This is a genomic window from Phyllobacterium sp. P30BS-XVII (assembly GCF_014138335.1).
Classification (GTDB): Bacteria; Pseudomonadota; Alphaproteobacteria; order Rhizobiales; family Rhizobiaceae; genus Phyllobacterium; species Phyllobacterium meliloti.
This window is the reverse complement of the sequence record NZ_JACGXO010000001.1, coordinates 535,794-550,737: the sequence shown is the minus strand read 5'-3', so window position 1 is coordinate 550,737 and position 14,944 is coordinate 535,794. Positions and strand designations below refer to the sequence as shown.

General features: G+C 56.5%; 18 protein-coding genes. 9 read left to right on the top strand and 9 right to left on the bottom strand.

The window, feature by feature from the left end; all coding sequences use genetic code 11:
* Positions 1-7 precede the first annotated feature (7 nt).
* Positions 8-139, bottom strand: coding sequence for a potassium-transporting ATPase subunit C (locus tag FHW17_RS02680; RefSeq protein ID WP_112522686.1), 132 nt, complete (start codon positions 137-139; stop codon positions 8-10).
* A gap of 93 nt (positions 140-232) precedes the next feature.
* Here FHW17_RS02680 and FHW17_RS02675 point away from each other — a divergent pair, with 93 nt between their 5' ends.
* A complete protein-coding gene (locus FHW17_RS02675) occupies positions 233-526 on the top strand; it encodes a Dabb family protein (RefSeq protein WP_091879180.1) in 294 nt (97 codons plus the stop codon).
* Here FHW17_RS02675 and cueR read toward each other — a convergent pair.
* From cueR to FHW17_RS02655, 4 genes are all read right to left on the bottom strand, one after another.
* The gene (cueR, locus tag FHW17_RS02670) at positions 523-918 is read right to left on the bottom strand and encodes a Cu(I)-responsive transcriptional regulator (RefSeq protein WP_112522685.1); all 396 of its coding nucleotides are present in this window, start codon (positions 916-918) and stop codon (positions 523-525) included. The genes FHW17_RS02675 and cueR overlap by 4 nt on opposite strands.
* Positions 919-925: 7 nt before the next feature.
* Positions 926-3,439: a heavy metal translocating P-type ATPase gene (locus tag FHW17_RS02665; protein WP_112522684.1), complete on the bottom strand. Its 2,514-nt coding sequence runs from the start codon at positions 3,437-3,439 to the stop codon at positions 926-928.
* Between the two features lie 147 nt (positions 3,440-3,586).
* Positions 3,587-4,492: a bifunctional helix-turn-helix domain-containing protein/methylated-DNA--[protein]-cysteine S-methyltransferase gene (locus tag FHW17_RS02660; protein WP_112522683.1), complete on the bottom strand. Its 906-nt coding sequence runs from the start codon at positions 4,490-4,492 to the stop codon at positions 3,587-3,589.
* Positions 4,493-4,666: 174 nt separating this feature from the next.
* On the bottom strand, positions 4,667-5,161 hold the full coding sequence (locus FHW17_RS02655; protein ID WP_112522682.1) for a DUF2244 domain-containing protein: 495 nt from the start codon (positions 5,159-5,161) through the stop codon (positions 4,667-4,669).
* Positions 5,162-5,195: 34 nt separating this feature from the next.
* Between FHW17_RS02655 and nth the strand changes: the two genes are divergently transcribed.
* Positions 5,196-5,963, top strand: coding sequence for an endonuclease III (nth, locus tag FHW17_RS02650; protein WP_112522681.1), 768 nt, complete (start codon positions 5,196-5,198; stop codon positions 5,961-5,963).
* On the opposite strand, the gene FHW17_RS02645 is transcribed toward nth, so the two are convergent.
* Positions 5,960-6,676, bottom strand: coding sequence for a sulfate transporter family protein (locus FHW17_RS02645; RefSeq protein ID WP_112523085.1), 717 nt, complete (start codon positions 6,674-6,676; stop codon positions 5,960-5,962). The two genes, nth and FHW17_RS02645, sit on opposite strands and share 4 nt — an antisense overlap.
* A 219-nt stretch (positions 6,677-6,895) precedes the next feature.
* On the opposite strand from FHW17_RS02645, the gene FHW17_RS02640 reads away from it, so the two are divergent.
* Positions 6,896-7,888, top strand: coding sequence for an adenosine kinase (locus tag FHW17_RS02640; protein WP_091879172.1), 993 nt, complete (start codon positions 6,896-6,898; stop codon positions 7,886-7,888).
* Here FHW17_RS02640 and FHW17_RS02635 read toward each other — a convergent pair.
* The 3 genes from FHW17_RS02635 to hrcA all read right to left on the bottom strand — a co-directional run bounded on the left by FHW17_RS02635 (position 7,880) and on the right by hrcA (position 10,553).
* A complete protein-coding gene (locus FHW17_RS02635) occupies positions 7,880-8,533 on the bottom strand; it encodes a trimeric intracellular cation channel family protein (RefSeq protein WP_113095251.1) in 654 nt (217 codons plus the stop codon). The genes FHW17_RS02640 and FHW17_RS02635 overlap by 9 nt on opposite strands.
* A 119-nt stretch (positions 8,534-8,652) precedes the next feature.
* Entirely contained in the window at positions 8,653-9,366 is a 714-nt protein-coding gene (grpE, locus tag FHW17_RS02630; protein WP_112522679.1) for a nucleotide exchange factor GrpE, read from the bottom strand.
* 116 nt (positions 9,367-9,482) lie between these two features.
* On the bottom strand, positions 9,483-10,553 hold the full coding sequence (gene hrcA, locus FHW17_RS02625; RefSeq protein ID WP_112522678.1) for a heat-inducible transcriptional repressor HrcA: 1,071 nt from the start codon (positions 10,551-10,553) through the stop codon (positions 9,483-9,485).
* A gap of 136 nt (positions 10,554-10,689) precedes the next feature.
* Between hrcA and rph the strand changes: the two genes are divergently transcribed.
* Genes rph through FHW17_RS02595 form a run of 6 tightly spaced genes read left to right on the top strand, consistent with a single transcriptional unit; the run spans position 10,690 to position 14,910 of the window.
* Positions 10,690-11,406: a ribonuclease PH gene (gene rph, locus FHW17_RS02620; protein ID WP_112522677.1), complete on the top strand. Its 717-nt coding sequence runs from the start codon at positions 10,690-10,692 to the stop codon at positions 11,404-11,406.
* A 12-nt stretch (positions 11,407-11,418) separates the two neighbouring features.
* Positions 11,419-11,826 carry a VOC family protein gene (locus tag FHW17_RS02615; RefSeq protein ID WP_113095249.1) on the top strand — a complete coding sequence of 136 codons (408 nt, stop codon included), beginning with the start codon at positions 11,419-11,421 and terminating at the stop codon, positions 11,824-11,826.
* The gene (rdgB, locus tag FHW17_RS02610; RefSeq protein WP_182509160.1) at positions 11,823-12,467 is read left to right on the top strand and encodes an RdgB/HAM1 family non-canonical purine NTP pyrophosphatase; all 645 of its coding nucleotides are present in this window, start codon (positions 11,823-11,825) and stop codon (positions 12,465-12,467) included. Before FHW17_RS02615 ends, rdgB begins: the two co-directional genes overlap by 4 nt.
* The gene (gene hemW / locus FHW17_RS02605) at positions 12,467-13,639 is read left to right on the top strand and encodes a radical SAM family heme chaperone HemW (RefSeq protein WP_182509159.1); all 1,173 of its coding nucleotides are present in this window, start codon (positions 12,467-12,469) and stop codon (positions 13,637-13,639) included. Before rdgB ends, hemW begins: the two co-directional genes overlap by 1 nt.
* 9 nt (positions 13,640-13,648) lie before the next feature.
* The gene (rsmI, locus tag FHW17_RS02600; protein WP_182509158.1) at positions 13,649-14,548 is read left to right on the top strand and encodes a 16S rRNA (cytidine(1402)-2'-O)-methyltransferase; all 900 of its coding nucleotides are present in this window, start codon (positions 13,649-13,651) and stop codon (positions 14,546-14,548) included.
* Complete coding sequence (locus FHW17_RS02595; protein ID WP_182509157.1) at positions 14,545-14,910, top strand: YraN family protein; 366 nt, start codon at positions 14,545-14,547, stop codon at positions 14,908-14,910. The genes rsmI and FHW17_RS02595 overlap by 4 nt, the downstream gene beginning before the upstream one ends.
* Positions 14,911-14,944 lie beyond the last annotated feature (34 nt).

Below are 14,944 nucleotides of genomic sequence, written 5' to 3'. Positions count from 1 at the left end.
ATACGCCTCAGATTGGTGTTTTCAGATCGTCGGGTGACATGTTAAACGCCAGAACGTTTACCCCAACCTCACCAAAAATGCCAAGGGCAGGATGCCGCGTGTTTGCAGCTACCAGCGCAGAAATTGTGCCAGCTGGCAAGGTTGCCGGTCAAACTGCGACAGCACATCTATTGACGCTATGATCAGGTGCATTAAAAGTCCGCGCCAGTTCGATCAAGCAGGAATAACGACCGTGATCCGCCATATTGTATTCTTCAGTGCCCGCAATCCCGAAGATGTCGACACAATCCACACCCGTTTGAAACGGCTTGGAGAAATTCCGCATTCCATCGTTTTTGAGGTCATGAAGAACACCAAGACCGATCCAATCTCCGGCGAGATCGATATCGTTGTCTATGGCGAATTCGAAAGCGCCGAAGCCTTGGCGGCCTATAAGGCACACCCGATCTACAGTGAAACGACGGCTGTTGTGCGTCCCTTGCGCGAGTTGCGCATCTCGGCGGACGTGGTTTCCACTATCGCCTAATCGTCACCGGTACCGGAAATACTCTTCAGAATGGGACAGTCGGGCCGCTGGTCGCCATGGCAATGGGCGACCAGATGTTGCAGTGTATGTTGCAGCTCGCGCAGTTCGGTGATCTTGCGGTCGATCTCCTTGAGTTTCGTTTTCGCTATGGTTTTGACATCGGAACTCGCGCGCTCCTTGTCTTCGTAAAGCGCCAGAAGCTGACGGCATTCTTCCACGGAAAATCCAAGACCGCGTGAGCGTTGCAGAAAGCGCAGCTTGTGTACATCTGACATAGAATAGTCCCGATAGCCATTGTCTGATCTGTCAGGCTTGAGCAGCCCGATATCCTCATAATAGCGAATGGTCTTGGGCGGCAGTCCTGATTTTTCCGATGCATTGCCGATATTCATGAAAACCTCACAGTTTCAGCGTGCGCAGCCGCAATGCATTGGCAATCACCGATACGGAAGAAAGGCTCATTGCCGCTGCCGCCAGCATGGGCGAAAGCATTGCCCCAAAAACGGGATAGAGAACACCGGCCGCAACCGGCACACCAAGCACATTATAGACGAAGGCGAAGAACAGGTTCTGCTTGATATTGCTGATCGTTGCGTCGGCAAGATGACGGGCGCGGACTATGCCGTTAAGATCACCCTTCACCAGCGTGATACCGGCGCTTTCCATGGCTACATCCGCACCGGTGCCCATGGCAATGCCGACATCGGCTGCTGCGAGCGCAGGCGCATCGTTGACGCCGTCACCGGCCATGGCAATCTTTGCACCCTTTGCCCGCAACTCATCCACGACTTGTTTTTTGCTTTCGGGCAGCATGTCCGCGCGCACCTCGTCAATGCCGAGCTGTGAAGCAACCGACTGTGCTGTTATGCGGTTGTCACCGGTGGCCATGATGATCTTGAGGCCAGCCTCATGCAGAAGGCGTATGGCTTCCGCCGTCGTGGACTTGATCGGGTCGGCCACGGCAATGATACCGGCAGCCTTGCCATCGACGGCAATAAAAAGAACGCTTTTACCGCCTGCGCGCAATATATCCGCCTTGCCGCTCAAAGAAGCGATATCAGCGCCGATATCCTGCATCATCGCTTTGTTGCCCAAGGCGACAGCCCGTTTATCAACAGTACCGGAAACGCCCTTACCCGTGATCGCCTCAAATTGCTCCGCCTTGAGCAAAGCGAGATTGCGTGTCTTCGCACCCTCGACAATGGCTTCGGCGAGCGGGTGTTCCGAACCCGTTTCGAGTGTCGCCGCAAGGACGAGCAATTGGTCGTCAGGCAGTGAACCAGCCGAAACGATATCGGTGAGTTTCGGTTTGCCTTCGGTCAGAGTGCCTGTTTTGTCCACGATCAGCGTATCGACGCCGGCAAAACGCTCCAGCGCTTCCGCATCCTTGATCAAAACACCGGCCTGCGCACCTCGTCCCGTGGCGGTCATGATCGACATTGGGGTCGCAAGACCGAGCGCACAGGGACAGGCGATAATCAGCACCGAGACAGCAGCTACAAGGCCATAGATCATACCGGGTTCGGGCCCGAACCATGCCCATGCAATAAACGAAACAATGGCGACGAGGACCACCGCCTGTACAAAATAACTGGCCACCCGGTCCGCCAGTCCCTGAATAGGTGCGCGTGAGCGCTGGGCGGTCGCAACCATGCCGACGATCTGCGACAGGACCGTATCGGCGCCCACCTTTTCCGCCTTGATCAGCAGCGTGCCGTTGCGGTTGAGCGTGCCGCCCGTTACCGTATCGTTTTCAGTTTTTTCGATGGGGAGCGGTTCGCCCGTGAGCATGGACTCGTCTATGGAAGAACGGCCTTCCAGAACGATGCCATCCACTGGAACGCTTTCGCCTGGACGCACCCGCAACCGATCTCCGGCCACCACCTCATCCAGCGGAACATCATTTTCCGTGCCGTCGGCAGCCACGCGGCGTGCTGTTTTTGGTGCAAGATCAAGCAGGGCGCGGATCGCCGAGCCTGTACGTTCACGCGCTTTCAGCTCGAGAATTTGCCCGAGGAATACCAGTGTAACGATAACGGCGGCGGCTTCGAAATAAACCGGCACAGCACCGCCATGCATACGGAATGCGTGCGGAAAAATGTCGGGGAACAATGTTGCTACGACACTGAAAGCATAGGCAGCGCCGACACCGATTGCGATCAGCGTCCACATATTCGGGCTGCGATTGACGAAGGAAGCCCATGCCCGCTCAAAGAAGGGTATGGCTGCCCACAGGACAACCGGGGTAGCCAATACAAATTCCAGCCATCCTGCCCGGCTTTCGCCAATCCATTCGCGGAACGGCAGGCCAAGCATCGGGCCCATGGTGATCAACAGCAGTGGTACGGAACACAACGCGCTGATCCAGAACCGGCGGGTGAAATCAACGAGTTCAGGGTTGGGGCCCTCATCGCCCGTTGGAATACCCATCGGCTCCAGAGCCATGCCGCAAAGCGGGCACGCGCCGGGACCATCCTTGATGATTTCCGGATGCATCGGGCAGGTATATTGCGTGCCTGCGGGCATAGGCTTTGGCGCTGGCCGATCACCGAGATAATCTTCAGGTGCCTTTTCAAACTTTGCCATGCAGCTGGCCGAGCAGAAATAGTATTTTTCATTGTCGTGCCGCAGAAAATGCCGGGCCGTCGCCCTGTCGACAGTCATGCCGCAGACTGGATCAACTGCAGTCAAATACGATTCGGGATGGGCAACGAATTTGCTATGGCAGCCCGCTGAGCAGAAATGAAACACGCGGCCCGCATGCTCAGCCGTGGGCTTGCCCGCAGTAGGGTCCACAAGCATGCCGCATACCGGATCACGGACGACATCTGCCTCATCCTTATGCGTGCTGCAACAGCTATGCCCGTGGGTGCCATGGGCATGATTGTGATGGGTGGAATGGTCATGTTTCATGATAGAACTTTCGACATGGGTAATGAGGTAGTGATGCAAAGGTAATCTTTCCAGTAACTGGAAGGTCAAGACCTGCTCGAAAGTTTCTTCACAAATGAAAAGCCCGGCATTTCTGCCGGGCCTTTCGTTGGTGGGAGGATGCGGCGATCAGCCGGAGCGCGCCATATCGAGCTGGTCAGGGTCGCCCATCTGTCCGGCTTCCCAGCCCAGAATGGCGCGTTTGCGGGTGAGGCCCCAGTGGTAGCCGGTCAGAGCGCCCGATTTGCCAACGGCGCGGTGACACGGAACCACAAAGGAGAGCGGGTTGGCACCAACAGCTGCGCCAACCGCACGGGAAGCCTTGGGGGAGCCGATGTCCTGAGCAATATCCGAATAGGCGCAGGCCCTGCCCATGGGAACCTTCAACAGGGCTTCCCAGACGCGAAGCTGGAAGTCCGTCCCGATCATGACAACCTTCAGCGGCCTGTCGGAGCGCCATTCAGCCGGATCAAATACCCGCGCCGCATAGGGCGATGTTGCGTTGAGGTCCTCCACATAGGTCGCATTAGGCCAGCGCGATGTCATGTCGCCTAATGCTTCGCGCTCCTGGCCCTGATCGGCAAAGGCCAGACCAGCGAGGCCACGATCCGTCACCATGACCAGTGCCCGGCCGAATGGCGAGATATGGAAACCATAGCGGACGATGAGGCCCGCGCCGCGCGTCTTATAATCGCCGGGTGACATGCCTTCATGGGTGACAAACAGATCATGCAGCCGGCTTGGGCCGGAAAGGCCTGTTTCATAGGCCGTTTCAAGCAGGGGCATTCCTTCGTCAAGCAGGCGCCGGGCATGGTCAATGGTCACAGCCTGCAAAAAGCCCTTTGGTGACAATCCTGCCCAGCGGGTAAAAAGCTTTTGCAGCGCCGTGGGCGATAGACCCGCATCCTTGGCCAGCGTTTCAAGCGACGGCTGATCGCGATAATCCTCGCTGATTCGCTCAATGATATGGCTGACGATGGCATAGTCATTGCCTGTCGGCGTGATGTCATTTTGAAGTACGGCATGGGGTTTCATGATCTTTACCTCATTCAGGCCTCTACCGGGTGCGTTACATCGCCAAGGCCGGTTCAGGCTTTCAATTCATCTGAAGCACTTCATGCAAATAGGATGGACATAAAGGGCTCTGTTGAGTGTCATATGACCACGCAGGTGCCTGATCTGCCACCCGATTCTTGCACATTATGAAAACTACCGGCCCTTGGCCGTGGCCAATGCTCTGGTAAAGGCGGATGCGAAGCTTTCCCGGTCATCGGGATTGAGAAATGAGCCGATCGTGACGGCCTTTCCCTGCCCCTCGACGCGCATGGACGTAATGCCGATTTCCTCATGACGAGCCACACTGAACCGCGTCCAGAAGGGGTTGAACTCGTGCAGCTTCGTGCGTCCTGACGGCGCCACCTGTTTGATCTGCAATGTTATGCGCGAAACGCTGACCTCTTCATGGGCTTTCGCTGCCGAATAATTCATGCGGAAGGCAAGGTAGACCAAAAGCACATCAAGCCCGAAGAAGCCGAAAACAGGCCATGCGCCAAGCGAAAGGAAGAACAGTCCGGTCAGAAAACTGGAGCCGCCGATGGCAGCCATGACAATGAGAAACCCTTTTTGTCCAAGCGAACGGTGCGGCACAAGAAGGGCGCGGAAAATTTCCTCTTCATTGCGCATAGCAGCGTCAATTGGGTTCATTGTTTGGCTCATGACGCTTGAGTATAGAAGGGTCATGGAAAATCCCAAGAGCAAAGTTGATCAGATTGACGTGAGTGCAATTGCCGGAAAACCGGCAAAGAAGCCGCGCCTTGTCGCGGGTACGCGCTATACGGCTGATGAGATTCATGAGATTTTTCGCCGGTTCTCCATCCAGCGCCCGGAGCCCAAGGGCGAGCTTGAACATGTCAACGCCTTCACACTGCTTGTCGCGGTTGCGCTTTCCGCTCAGGCAACCGATGTCGGGGTCAACAAGGCAACACGCGCGCTGTTCAAGGTGGCTGATACGCCGGAAAAAATGCTGGATCTTGGCGTGGAAAAACTGGGCGAATATATCCGCACCATCGGCCTTTGGCGCAACAAGGCGAAGAATGTCATCGCGCTCTCGGAAGCCCTGATCCGGGATTATGGCAGTCAGGTGCCTGATGATCGCGACGAACTGGTCAAGCTTCCCGGCGTTGGCCGCAAGACGGCCAATGTCGTGCTCAGCATGGCGTTCGGGCAGGCAACGATGGCCGTTGATACGCATATATTCCGCATCGGCAACCGGCTTGGCCTCGCGCCCGGCAAGACGCCGGATCAGGTGGAAGCCAGGCTGATGAAAATCATCCCGGCGGAATATCTTTATCACGCCCATCACTGGCTGATTCTGCATGGCCGCTACGTCTGCAAAGCCCGTAAACCCGAATGCAGCGCCTGTGTCATCGCCGATATCTGCAAATCAGCCGAAAAAACATCGGAAATGCCGGCGCCGCTGGTGCCTCTGCCGCCCCAAGTCTTCTAGCGCAATGCGGCAGGCGGTTCCGATTGGGCCACTGCCTTGTGCAGATGCACCATCATGGCGGCTGCAAACAGTGGTGTCAGCAGATTAAGGATTGGGATGGCCATGAAGGCGGCAATCACAAGTCCGGCCAGAAACACTGTTATCGAATGTTTTGACCGCAGCGCCTTGGCTTCCATTTCCGGGCGAAACCGCATGGCGGCAAATTCGAAGAATTCGCGACCGAGCAGATAGCCATTGACCATGAAGAACGCGATGATGTTGACGCCGGGGATCAAAAGCATCAGCAGAGCGATGATATTCCCGATGATAACGACGCCCATAAACTTCAGCGAAAGCACGAAGGAGCGCAGCACCGGCAGCGGGCGGCCTCTTGGATCGAGCGGATAATCTGACTTTTCCACAACTTCCGCCACGTCGTCGAGAAACAGCCCGGCAACAATGGCTGAAACCGGAGCAATCAGCAGGGCCAGCCCGAGCGCAAGGGCAATACTGGCAAGAATTGCTGCAATAAAACCAAACCAACCGGCCCAGGATGGCATATCTGGCATCCACTGATCGAAAAACGGCAGAGCCAGCACTTCAAACAATTCCCGCAGTCCAAACCACGCTCCGATGAGCAGCAGAATGGTCATCCCGAGTGATTTCCACAGCACGGATCGAAATTCCGGCCGAAACAGATGGCTTGCGGCGGCGCGTGCGCTTTCAAAGATCATTGTGCCATCATCCTTTTTGGCCACTCGGGAACTTCCGACATAGGGAACGACTTCGGCGCAGACAAGGCGGTGACACTTATTGGGGGTAGTCAACGCCTATCGTTCCCGCTAGGACTTGGCAAATGAATGGAACGAATTTGACATCAGGCGAACCATGCAAATGTCAGAATCGGACCGTGAGAGGCCAAGAACTGCAATTGAATCAATCCTGGAGTTTTCATGTCGAGTTATGACGTGCTTTGCATCGGCAATGCCATTGTCGATATCATAGCCCGCACGGATGATGATTTTATCGTCAAGAACGGTATCATCAAAAATGCGATGAATCTGATCGATGCCGACCGTGCGGAATTTCTGTATGAGCGCATGGGGCCGGCGATCGAAGCGTCAGGCGGAAGCGCGGGCAATACGGCGGCAGGCGTTGCCAGCCTCGGTGGCCGTGCTGCCTATTTCGGCAAGGTTGCCGATGACCCGCTCGGCCATATCTTTACCCATGACATCCGTGCGCAGGGCGTCGCTTTCGACACGCGCGTTCTGAAAGCACCGCCGCCCACGGCCCGGTCCATGATTTTCGTAACGCCCGATGGCGAGCGTTCCATGAACACCTATCTTGGTGCCTGCGTCGAGCTTGGGCCGGAAGATGTGGAAAGTTCAAAAGTATCAGAAGCCAAAGTGACTTATTTCGAAGGTTATCTGTGGGACCCGCCCCGGGCCAAGGAAGCCATCCGCCTCTCGGCAAAGATTGCTCATGAGCACAAGCGCGAAGTATCAATGACGCTATCAGATCCGTTCTGCGTTGATCGTTATCGCGAGGAATTCCTCGATCTGATGCGCTCAGGCACGGTTGATATCGTCTTCGCCAACGAGGCGGAACTCAAATCGCTGTATCAGACCGACGACTTCGAAAAGGGTCTCAATGCCATCCGCAAGGATTGCAAACTGGCCGCCATCACGCGTTCCGAAAAGGGCTCGGTTGTTGTTTCGAAGGATGAAACTGTCGCGGTTCCCGCTATCGAGATTGCCGAACTGGTCGATACGACGGGTGCCGGCGATCTCTACGCATCGGGCTTTCTGTTCGGCTATACCAATGGCCGGTCATTGACCGATTGCGCAAAACTGGGTTCGCTGACAGCCGGTCTTGTTATCCAGCAGATTGGCCCGCGCCCGGCGCAAAATCTGAAGATTGCTGCGCAGCAGGCCGGATTACTCTGACCGCACAATGCCGTCACGCTTGAGTTCTTCAGGCGTGCGGCCCGGCTTGTGGTAGTTGGGTAGCGTCCAGCCAAAATACAGCGCGCCGCCGCGCACCGTGAAAGCGGTGAGGGCGGCGAGCAGCGCCGAAATTTCTGGCCCTGCCGAAAGTCCAAGCAGGATCGTATAGGCGGCCGATCCGGCAAGGGCTGCCGTTACGTAAATTTCACGCCGCATCAGCACAGATGGTTCCCCCGATACAATATCGCGCAACACGCCGCCAAATGTGGCCGTTAGAATACCGGTGACAACGGCAATTGCCGGATCAAATCCAAGTGCCAAGCCCTTGGCTGCACCCATCACGCTGTAGGCGGCAAGTCCCAGCGCATCAAGCCAGAGCAAAAGCCGGTAACGCGATTCCAGCAGATTGGCGGAGAAATAGACAAGGACAGCGGCTGCGGCGCAGACGAGGATATAGCCGGGCTCCCTCACCCAAAAGACTGGAACCCCGAGAATGAGATCGCGCAGAGTGCCGCCGCCAATGCCTGTTACCGCAGCAAGAAACACAAAGGCGATGATATCAAGCTGGCGGCGTGAGGCGGCAAGACCGCCCGTGGCAGCAAAGACAAAAACGCCCGCATAATTGAATATCTGGATCAATGTCATCGACCGTTCCCCCTTTTATCAGAGGTAGAACACGGCCAATACGGACCGTAAATAGCGAAATGAAAAAGGCCAGACACCGTTACCGGTATCTGGCCCTTTTTCGCATAAAGGCGCTTTGATTATGCGTCTTTTTCAGCCTGTGGATTGATCGGGCCCGGCTCCGCCTGACCTTCGCCTGCAGCTTGCTTGGGACCGCCCTTGGAAACGCCGACCAGCGCCGGACGCAACATGCGGTCGCCAATGACAAACCCGCTTTGCGCCACCTGCAGCACTGTGTTGTGCGGCACGTCGGTGTTGGGGATTTCATACATGGCCTGATGGAAATTCGGGTCGAAACGCTGGCCCTGCGGTTCGATCTTCTTTACGCCATGGCGTTCCAGCGCCGACATCATCGAACGCTCTGTGATTTCCACGCCCTCGGCGAGGGTTTTGAAACCCGCATCGCCATTGGCCAGTGCGTCGGCCGGAATGGCTTCAAGCGTGCGCTTCAGATTGTCGGAGACCGACAGCATGTCGCGAGCGAAATTGGCAACGGAATAGGAACGTGCGTCATGCACGTCGCGTGCCGTACGCTTGCGCAGGTTTTCCATGTCAGCGGCCAGCCGCAGCAACTGGTCCTTCAGATCGCCATTTTCAGCGCGCAATGCGTCGAGTTCGGCGCTGCTGATGGCTTGCGCCTCGTCTTCCTCTTCCTGCGCCATGGCGTATTCTTCCGCCTTGCGTGATTTCAGAAAATCATCGGCGGCACGCTTCAGCGCATCACGGTCGCGCGGATTCTTCAGATCGCGCTGATCGAGATCGGGTGCGTCATGATGTTTCTTTTCTTCAGTCATCTATCCTGTCCGTTCATAAATCCAATCTGCGCTGGATATCGAGGTTTAGGCCATGAAAATCAAGTGCAAATGCCCTGAGTAGGGCAAGTTCACGCAGCACAATGGTACAACCGTGGCTAGCGCAACAATCTTGAGACCAGTTGTGCCGTATAATCCACCATGGGAACAATCCGCGCATAGTTAAGCCGGGTTGGACCGATAACGCCGAGTGCGCCGATAACCCGTTGTTCCGAGTCGCGATAGGGGGCGATGACCAGCGATGAGCCCGAAAGCGAGAACAGCTTGTTCTCCGAGCCGATGAAAATACGCACCCCCGAGCCTGCTTCCGCCAGATCAAGCAGCTGTATCGTGCCTTCCTTGGTTTCGAGGTCATCAAAGAGATGACGCAGCCGGTCGAGGTCAGCCTCGGCATTGATTGAATCGAGCAGATTGCCGCGTCCGCGCACGATCAGACGTGGTGGCTGTCCGCCTCCCGCTCCGCCCCAAACGGCAAGCCCTTCTTCGACCAGATGCTGTGACAACGCATCGAGCGCCTGCTGGGTCTCGTCCTTCAGGCGCGCGATCTCGGCACGCGCTTCGGTGATCGTGCGGCCTTGAATATGGGCATTGAGGAAATTCGACGCCTCAATCAATTGCGAGGGGGTGACGCCCGGCGGCAAATCAATCACCCGGTTTTCGATATCGCCGCTCTGCGTAACCAGCACTGCCAGCGCCTTTGTTGGCTCGAGCCGCACGAATTCGATGTGCTTGAGTGCGCCTTCCGCTTTCGTTGCCAGAACAAGTCCCGCACCGCGCGACATGCCTGAAAGGAGCTGGCTGGCTTGCGTCAGTACATTCTCGGTTGATTGGGCATCACCGCCCGCCCGAACCTGTGCCTCGATGGAATTACGCTCATCGGAAGAAAGGTCGCCAACTTCCATAAAGGCATCGACAAAGAATCGCAGGCCGAGCTGCGTCGGCAGACGTCCAGCCGAGATATGCGGCGCATAGACAAGGCCAAGATGCTCCAGATCGCTCATCACATTGCGGATTGTCGCAGGCGAAAGCGCAACCGGCAGTATTCGCGAAAGATTGCGCGACCCAACCGGTTCGCCATCGCCAAGATAACTCTCGACAATGCGCCGAAAGATATCCCGTGACCGCTGGTCGAGCGATTGCAATGGTTCGGGAGTGACTGCCTTGTTCATTCTGTGTGAGGCCCTTGTTTCCTGTCAGAGAATATAGGCATTGTCGGCCCAATCATCAAAGCTTTTGCTGCATGGTTCCATTTAAGTCTCCGTTGCTCTAAAAGGCCGGACAAACATATTTTCAAGAGGTCATTCCATGCGTCCTTCCAAACGAGCCCCAGACGAAATGCGCGCCATTTCTTTCGAGCGCGGCGTTTCCAAACATGCTGAAGGCTCGTGCCTGGTCAAGTTTGGTGATACCCACGTTCTGTGTACCGCCAGCCTTGAGGAAAAGGTTCCGGGTTGGATGCGTAACACCGGCAAAGGCTGGGTAACAGCTGAATATGGCATGTTGCCACGCTCCACCGGCGACCGTATGCGCCGCGAAGCCTCATCAGGCAAGCAGGGTGGCCGTACTTTGGAAATTCAGCGGCTTATCGCCCGTTCGCTGCGTGCTGTGGTGGACCTGCAGGCATTGGGTGAAGTGCAGATTACCGTCGATTGCGATGTCATTCAGGCCGATGGCGGTACGCGCACCGCCGCAATCACCGGCGGTTGGGTAGCCTTGCATGAATGCCTGCGCTGGATGGAAACCCGCCAGATGCTCAAGGTCGAAAAAGTGCTGAAGGATCATGTTGCAGCCATTTCCTGCGGTATTTCCGACGGAACACCTGTGATCGATCTCGATTATGCCGAGGATTCGACAGCACAGACCGATGCCAACTTCGTCATGACCGGCAAGGGTGGTATTGTGGAAGTGCAGGGAACGGCGGAAGGCGAGCCATTCTCGCAGGAAGAACTGCTGGCCTTGATGGATCTTGCCCGCAACGGCATTACCCGTCTGGTTTCCCTGCAGAAAATGGCGGTCGCTTAAGCGGAAAACACCATGCAGCCATCGGGTATTCTGGAAACTGCACTTTATGTGACCAATATCGAGGTGGCTGCACGGTTTTATACGGACGTGCTTGGATTGGATGTCATTCTGCGCGCGGGCAATGAATCGATATTCTTTCGTTGCGGTGCAGGTGTGCTGATCCTGTTTGATGCGCAAAAACTGCTGGAAAGACCCAAAGGCGGACTGCCTATCCCCGCCCATGGCGCCAAGGGTCCGGGTCATGTCTGTTTTCGCGCAACGCGGGATGAAATTTCCCAATGGAAGTCCCATCTTGAGGCCAATGGCGTTGCCATCGAAAGTGAATTTGACTGGCCGAATGGTGCCCGTTCCCTTTATTTCCGCGATCCTTGCGGAAACTCGATTGAATTTGCCGAACCGGCTTTATGGAACCTGAAATGAGAACACTCGAAAAAGGCAAGCTGCTCGTTGCCAGTCATAACAAGGGCAAGATTCAGGAAATGATAGACCTGCTCGGCCCCTTCGGTTTCGAAGTGGTATCTGCCGGTGATCTTGGCCTGCCGGAGCCGGATGAAACCGGTACGACCTTTGAAGAAAATGCCTATATCAAGGCGTTTGCGGCGGCCAAGGCGACGGGGCTTGTTGCTCTTTCCGATGACTCAGGCCTTTGTGTTGATGCGCTGGACGGCGACCCCGGCGTCTACACCGCCAATTGGGCCGAACTGCCAGATGGTAAGCGCGATTTCGCCCATGGGATGCAGAAGGTTGAATCCGCCCTGCAGGAAAAGGGTGTCACCGACCCTCAGGACCGCGGCGGGCGCTTTGTTTCGGTTATCTGCCTTGCATGGCCTGACGGCGAAGCCAATTACTATCGCGGTGAAGTGGAAGGCGAGATTGTCTGGCCGCCGCGTGGTACAGCCGGTTTCGGTTTCGATCCGGTGTTCAAGCCGCAAGGCTATGACGCCACCTTTGGCGAAATGACTGCCGAGCAGAAACACGGCTGGAAGCCCGGCGAAGCCGATGCGCTATCGCACCGCGCCCGCGCCTTCCAGCATTTTGCCCGCGATTGTCTGGGTGCGTAATGGCAAATCCGGTGCGTGGCCAGGAAAATGAAGGGGGCTTTGGCGTCTATGTCCATTGGCCCTTCTGCATGGCCAAGTGCCCCTATTGCGACTTCAATTCGCATGTACGCCACCAGCCGGTGGATCAGCAGCGATTCACCGCGGCCTTCGCCCGTGAAATGGCGACAATGCGCCAGCGTACCGGTCCGCGCACAATTTCCAGCATTTTCCTTGGTGGCGGCACGCCGTCTTTGATGGAGCCGGAAACTGTTGGATCGGTTCTCAACGAAATCGCCAAGAACTGGACTGTTCCAGATAATATCGAGATCACGCTGGAAGCCAATCCAACCAGCGTCGAGGCCAATCGCTTTCGCGGTTATCGTGCAGCAGGTGTCAACCGCGTCTCGCTGGGCGTGCAGGCGTTGAATGACCCCGATCTGCGCCGACTTGGACGCATGCACAATGTTGATGAGGCTTTGGTGGCGATAGGCCTTGCACGTGATATTTTCCCGCGTCTGTCCTTCGATCTGATCTATGCCCGGCCTGATCAGACCATCGAGGCCTGGCGCGAAGAACTCAACCGCGCCATTTCCTATGCCGCCGATCATCTGTCGCTCTATCAGCTGACGATTGAGGAGGGCACAGCTTTCTACCAGCTATGGAAAGCCGGCAAACTGATTACGCCGGATGGTGATCATGCGGCGGCGCTTTATGCGGAAACGCAGGATGTGACGGCACAGCGCGGTCTGCCCGCCTATGAGATATCCAACCACGCGGCACCCGGTGCCGAATCCCAGCACAATCTCGTCTATTGGCGTTACGGCGAATATGTTGGCGTCGGCCCGGGCGCCCATGGCCGCTTTATCGAGAATGGCAAGCGCGCCGTGACGATCACCGAGCGTCATCCGGAAACATGGATGAGCAAGGTTGAGAATGACGGCCATGGTGTCGTGGAAGAAGAACTGCTAACCGGCGAGCAGGAAGGTGATGAATTCCTGTTGATGGGCCTGCGGCTGGTAGAGGGCATTGATCTTGCCCGCTACGAGCGATTGACAGGCCATAGCGTCAAGGAAAAGCGTGTGATTTCCTTGGCTGAACAGGGCCTTATTGAATATATCGGCAATAGCCGTATCCGCACAACGCCCGAGGGGGCGATTGTGCTGAATGCGGTTATCGCCGATCTGGCTGCGTGAGGGTGTAAAGTGTCTGACGGGGAAGCCAGCGAACGAAACTATCAGATCGGCAACAGTTCGTTCCGCGCCCGCCCGCTCGAACCCGCGCTCTACATCGTCGCGACACCCATTGGTAATCTTGGTGACATGACCCTGCGCGGCATTGAAACCCTTGCAGCAGCGGATGTGATCGCCTGCGAGGATACGCGCGTCAGCCGTGTGCTGCTGGAGCGCTACGGCATTTCCCGCCGCCCCTATGCCTATCACGAGCACAATGCTGCTGAAGCTGGGCCGAAACTGATCGAGGCCTTGCTCGCGGGGAAAAGTGTTGCTCTCGTTTCGGACGCGGGAACGCCGCTTGTTTCCGATCCCGGCGGGCGACTTGTGCCTGAGGCCAAGGCCGCCGGTATTCGCGTTGTTCCCATTCCGGGCGCCTCGTCGGTTTTGGCGGCGCTGACGGCTTCGGGGCTTTTTACGGACAGTTTCTATTTCGCTGGTTTTCTGTCATCGAAACAGGGGCAACGCCGGTCAAAACTTGAAACTTTGAAGACTCTGGATGCAGCGCTGGTGTTCTTTGAATCACCAAACCGTGTGGCCACGACACTGGCTGATATGGTTGAAGTGTTCGGGCCAAAACGGCAGGCATCGCTCTGCCGCGAACTTACCAAGACCTATGAAACCATCGTTACCTTGCCGCTGGCCGAGCTTGCAGCGGAATTTGATGGCGAGGATCGAATTCGCGGCGAGGTGGTCCTTGTAGTCGGGCCTCCGGAAGGCGATCAGAACATTGCCCGTTCTGATGATGATATCGACGCACTGCTGCGTGCGCTCGTCTTGGAAATGTCGCCGTCAAAGGCAGCTGGCGAGGCCTCGCGCATGACGGGCCGTCCCAAGGGTGAACTCTATCAACGACTGCTCGCAATGAAATGAACAGAGCGGGCAGGCGGCACAAAGCGTATAGGCGTGGCCACTCAGCCGAATATTTCGCCGCCCTTGCTTTGATGCTGAAAGGCTTTCGTATCGTCGAGCGCCGCTACCGGACAAAGCTCGGCGAAATCGACCTTATTGCCCGTCGTGGAAATCTCATTCTCATTGTCGAAGTGAAGGCACGGACGACACTCGAACAGGCAATGGAAGCCGTGTCCGTTACGGCCATGCGGCGCATCGAATCCACAGCCGATCTTTGGCTTGCCCGCCAGCCCGATTATGCCAAACTCTCGCTGCGGTTTGATCTTGTTGCCATCCTGCCTTGGCGCTGGCCGGTGCATGTTCCTGCTGTTTTCATGGTCTAATGTATTGGTTCGTGGCCGCGCTCAATCCCGGTCA